The sequence below is a fragment of the Olavius algarvensis spirochete endosymbiont genome, from assembly GCA_900608495.1.
Lineage (GTDB): Bacteria > Spirochaetota > Spirochaetia > DSM-2461 > DSM-2461 > UBA2779.
Map to the genome: position 1 here is coordinate 1 of UWYT01000013.1, position 2,369 is coordinate 2,369.

General features: G+C 43.6%; 1 protein-coding gene. It reads left to right on the forward strand.

Going from position 1 to position 2,369, the window contains the following annotated elements; all coding sequences use genetic code 11:
* Nucleotides 1-84 precede the first annotated feature (84 nt).
* Nucleotides 85-2,268, forward strand: coding sequence for a sulfatase-like hydrolase/transferase (locus tag S1OALGB6SA_RS00100; RefSeq protein WP_124032152.1), 2,184 nt, complete (start codon nucleotides 85-87; stop codon nucleotides 2,266-2,268).
* Nucleotides 2,269-2,369 lie beyond the last annotated feature (101 nt).

Consider the following 2,369-nt stretch of genomic DNA (forward strand, 5'->3'; position numbering starts at 1 on the left):
AATTCCCAAAAACCGTGCTACACTATCGACAGAATTGAATTTTAGTATAAAATCCCAACCCGAAATCTGAGCAAGGATAGGAAAATGAAGAGACCACGTCATTACTGGTTACCAGCTTTGTCTTTTGTCGGGATGGTTTTGCTTCCGGTGGCGGTTTTGGTTGGCGATATCCACTCCAGGGTATCATTTATATCTGTTCTCATACTGGAGGCAATTTTACTAGTTCTTTTTGCAGTCGTTTCTTTTATGCTGAGCGGGAATCGGCAGCGGGTGGCAGTTTTCACATTGCCGATCTTCCTAGTGCATGGATATCTGATTTTTCGGGTACCATCCTTTGTGCAGCTATACAAAGCTCACATGTATTTGTTACTCGCCCAAGTTCCGCTATTGCTATACCTTGGAATTCACGCATGCAGTTGGCCCTTTCGGGAGACCTTGGAGAATCTATACCTGAGGCAAAAGAAACTGATGGATACTGCTGCGATATTCTCACTCCTTCTGTTTAATGGACTCCTGTTTCTATGGGCTCCAGTCTCCTTGCATATCACCGATCTAAATTCCATGCCTTTCCCCTTTTTGTCACTGTTGCTTTGGCACGTTTTATACTTCATAGGGGCATTTACGGTATTGTTTGTGGTGTATAGATTCTCATCCCGTTTGGTAAGGCCAGTTCTTCTGTGGTTCTTCTTTGCGATGGCAACCGCGGCTTGGATTTATGTCTACTTATTGCCAGGGGACTATGGAGTATTAGATGTCACAATCCTAAGCAGGCCCGGACATTTAAGAGTATTTAGTCAGGGTGTCAATGCGGAGTATTTAAAGCTTTCTGCACTGGAATTTACCGGATTATTCCTTTTCTTCTCTCTCGCTGCTATTGTGGTTTTTCGATTTCCCCGGAAGGCTCTTCCGATTGTTGTTGTTCTTAACCTGATGACTGTTGGACAATCCCTGTTTAACCTGGGAACAAGCGATGGTTTGTTGAAGGCCGGATATTCGAGCTATGGCGAGGTATTCATTCCTGAAAACTCAGGGCGGGCTTTCCGCTTCTCAACCCGAGGCAACATAGTGATTCTTATGCTAGACATGTTTGGCGCCGATCTTTTGCCAGACATTCTGGAGCAGTACCCCGAGATTCGAGATTCGTTAAGAGGTTTTACTTGGTATCCATCCACCCTGAGTACTGGCATTACAACCTATGGCAGTCTACCTTCGATACTCGCGGGGCCCGAGTTTACACCAGATCGTGTCAATGCTTCCGATGAGACGCTGCTTGAAGAAAGGATCCATGATGCTTATGCCTATTACCCTACGGTTAGTCATGAGCGCGGTTACGATTTCACTTTTGTTCACCCCGATTATTTCAATATGGATGAATATGATGATGACGAGTTGGTGACGGTGGTAGAGCCCAGACATTATGCAGAATACTGGATGAGTACCAGTGAGGAAGCAGCAAACTTAAATTTCGGTATGAATCCAGAACAATATGTGAGATTATTCTCCGTCATTGGTTTTTTTAAAACCAGCCCACATTTTGTTAGACCATTCATTTACCTCGATGGCCGCTGGTTGTTGATAAGACGAATTTATTATGATGTGAAGCACGCTGTAATCCACCTTGGCCTTATCGATCTTCTGGACTCTCTCTCCTATGCTGATGAGGGATTACCAACATTCAAATTCATTAGTAACGAGTTGACACACATGCCTTGGGCCATAGGTTCTGATTTGAGATTGCAAGACAATAGAATCGGCGACCATATATTTGATCCGCAATATGAGATTGATGTAGCAAATCCCGATGCTGTATACTTTTCCGCGGTGAGAGCGATGAAGGAGATTGCTTCGTTTATTGAATGGCTTGAAGATGAAAACCTAATTGATGTTACCAAGATTGTGATAGTGTCGGATCATGGTTATGAGGGAATACATCGACAATGGACTGAATTACCAGTACTAAAGGACGAGGATGGTAATATAATCATGGGTTCCTCAAGGGTTAATTCATTGTTTCTGGTGAAAGATTATGATAGCCGGTCGCAATTCAATATCGATAAACGATTGATGTCCATTGCAGATGTCCCTTCGATCGCCCTTTCCAAACCGGACAATCCAACCCTGGATAGTGCAGAAAGCAGAGAGATTGTGGTTAGTTTTACCCGGTCTCATCCACGCGATCATGGACCATACAAGTTTCGTATCTATCATCAGTTTGCAGTAAATGGTGATCCTGCCGATCCTGAAAATTGGAGGTATATCCACCAGTGATATCGAGAAATGTTTTTTTTGTTTTAATCCTGATATTCTCAAATAAGTTGCTTTGGTCAGAAAACGGTCTTGGTTTCGGATTCTGCGATGCCCCAGGTAAC